Source organism: Variovorax sp. 20P10.2.4 (assembly GCF_058244205.1).
In genome coordinates, this window is the sequence record NZ_JBZAYE010000894.1 from 1 (window position 1) to 2,363 (window position 2,363).

The window sequence follows — 2,363 nt, forward strand, 5'->3', positions numbered from 1 at the left end:
CCCAGTCGCTGCGCATCCCGGGCTCGGTCACGCTGGATTTCGAGGCCACGGGCCAGATCGGCGCCTCGCCGCAGCGCGGCGTGTTCGGCGAGCTGGTGTGGCTGCACGACGGCACCCGCTACGACGGCCGGCTCACGCTCAAGGCCGTCTTCTTCACCCTGCTGAACTGGCGCAGCACCGGCCAGATCGGCCTGTCGGGCCTGGAGCCCGAGCGCTATTCCGAGAGCCGCAAGGCCGAGGTGGCCTCGCATTTCGCGCGCGACCGCGGCGAGGTGGTGTTCAGCAACAACACGCCGCCCGTGCCGCTCCAGCCCGGCGCCCAGGACCGCATGAGCGTCATGATGCAGCTCGGCGGCCTGCTGGCGGCCAGCCCCGAGCGCTACCCGGCCGGCACCCGGATCGCGATCCAGACCGTGGGCGCGCGCGATGCCGACGTCTGGGTGTTCGTGGTCGGCGACGAGGAGAAGCTGAGCCTGCCGGCCGGCGAGTACCTGGCGCGCAAGCTCACGCGCGATCCGCGCAAGCCTTTCGACCGCAAAGTCGAGCTCTGGCTGGCCCCGGCCTACGGCTACCTGCCGGTGCGGATCCGCCAGACCGAGCCGAACGGCGACTTCGCCGACGCCCAATTGCGCAAACCCCTACCCGCCGCATCGGCCGGTTGATGCGAAAAAGCACGCATCCAAACGTTTTAATGGCAACACGACAACCCATCTTGAAACTGGCGCGTTGATTGCTATGTAACCCTCATGAACGCCCTCGACATCCTCACAGGCCCCGCCATGAACATGCTTTACGACTCGGATTCCTTCGTCGTCGTGCACGTGCAGCCGAACGAAGGCGAAGTTCCGGCCGAACCCAACGTGCCGGTGCTCGAGCGCCACGGTTTCGAGATCGTCGACAAGCGCTCCGGCAAGGAGCTCTACCTCGACGGTTCCTGGGCCGAGCTGTTCCGCCAGCAGATCGCGGCCTGGCAGCTCAACACCCCGACCCAGGAAGAGGTCGAGGACACGCTCGAGGGCTATGCCGAACTGGCGCAGACACCGCTTCTGGTGCACTGAGCCAGAGCCTCGCGCCAATAACGAAGCGCCCCGCGGGGCGCTTTTTCTTTGGCGGCTACCGGTAGATCCAGCGAAACATCGGGCCCACCAGCAGCAGCACCGCCACCAGCCGGCAGACCTGGAACGCCGTCACCACCGGCACCCCGAGCTGCAGCACCTTGGCCGTGATCGACATCTCGGCGATGCCGCCCGGCGAGGTGCCGAGGATCATGGTCGCCGGGTGCAAGCCCGTGGCCCAGGCCAGCAGCCAGGCCACGCCGGCGCACACCACGAGCATGGCCAGCGTGCCGAGCGTCACCGAGCCGAGCCAGCGCGGCGCGGTGTGCAGGAACTCGCGGCTGAAGCGAACGCCCAGGCTGACGGCGATCACCAATTGCGCGGCATTCGACATCCAGCCGGGCACAGCCGACAGCGACAACCCGGCGACGGTGAAACCCATCGCGACCAGCAGCGCCCCCATGAACCATGGGTTGGTGCGGCCCAGCGCGCGCATCGCCAAACCGCCCGCGCCGGTGGCCACCGCCAGCAGCGCGAGGCCGCCGGGGTTCACCTCGCGTGCGCTCGGCGGGCTGATCTCCAGGCCGTGCAGCCCGCTCCACTGCATCGCGAACGGGATCGTCACCGTGACGATCAGCACGCGCAGGCTGTGGGCCGCGGCCACCAGGTCGGTGCGCGCGCCCTTGGCCTCGGCCAGCAGCGTCATCTCCGAGGCGCCGCCGATCGCGCCCGCGAAGTAAGTCGTGGCTCTCATGGAACGCTCGGGCACCTGGGGCATGCGCGGCGCATGCAGGCCGTAGAGCCAGCGTCCGAAGCCCCAGCCCAGCAGCAGCGCCCAGGCGATCGCGAGCACGATCGCCCACCAGACGCTGGCCACCAGCGCGACCACGTGCGGCGTGAAGTACAGGCCCAGCGCGGTGCCGATGGTCCACTGCCCGGCATTGCGCAGCGGCACGTGGCTGGCCATGGGCGCGCCGGCGATCGAGGCCAGCGACACCGCCAGCAGCGGGCCGATCATCCAGGGCAGCGGGGTGTGGAGCGCGAGGCAGATCTGGGCCGCCACGAAGGCGAGCAGCAGCGTGGCCAGCACGCGGACCGGGAAGGAAAGGGACACGCGGAACGGACGGACAGGCGGTAGGGGCAAAGGACGGCAGCGCGCGCGGCGCCGTTGCGTAGTATGGCGCGATGTCTTTCGCGCACCGGCCCGTCTCCTCCCTCCTGCTTGCTCTTCTCGGCAGCACCCTCATCGCCGGCTGCGCGGGCTGGCCCGGCGGCGCCGAGGCACCCGACGCCCCCATCGCGCGCCGC

The 2,363-nt window shown here is 69.9% G+C and carries 3 protein-coding genes; 2 read left to right on the forward strand and 1 reads right to left on the reverse strand.

What is annotated here, in order from left to right:
• Together AC27VN_RS39085 and AC27VN_RS39090 are read left to right on the forward strand one after the other, a co-directional pair.
• A partial coding sequence (locus AC27VN_RS39085) for a DUF3108 domain-containing protein (RefSeq protein ID WP_490880152.1) occupies positions 1 to 662 on the forward strand: 662 nt, incomplete at its 5' end.
• 117 nt (positions 663 to 779) lie between these two features.
• Complete coding sequence (locus AC27VN_RS39090; RefSeq protein WP_057597632.1) at positions 780 to 1,058, forward strand: BTH_I0359 family protein; 279 nt, start codon at positions 780 to 782, stop codon at positions 1,056 to 1,058.
• Between the two features lie 55 nt (positions 1,059 to 1,113).
• Here the strand turns inward: AC27VN_RS39090 and AC27VN_RS39095 are convergent, their stop codons facing one another.
• Entirely contained in the window at positions 1,114 to 2,169 is a 1,056-nt protein-coding gene (locus AC27VN_RS39095) for an AbrB family transcriptional regulator (protein WP_490880153.1), read from the reverse strand.
• Positions 2,170 to 2,363: the final 194 nt, after the last annotated feature.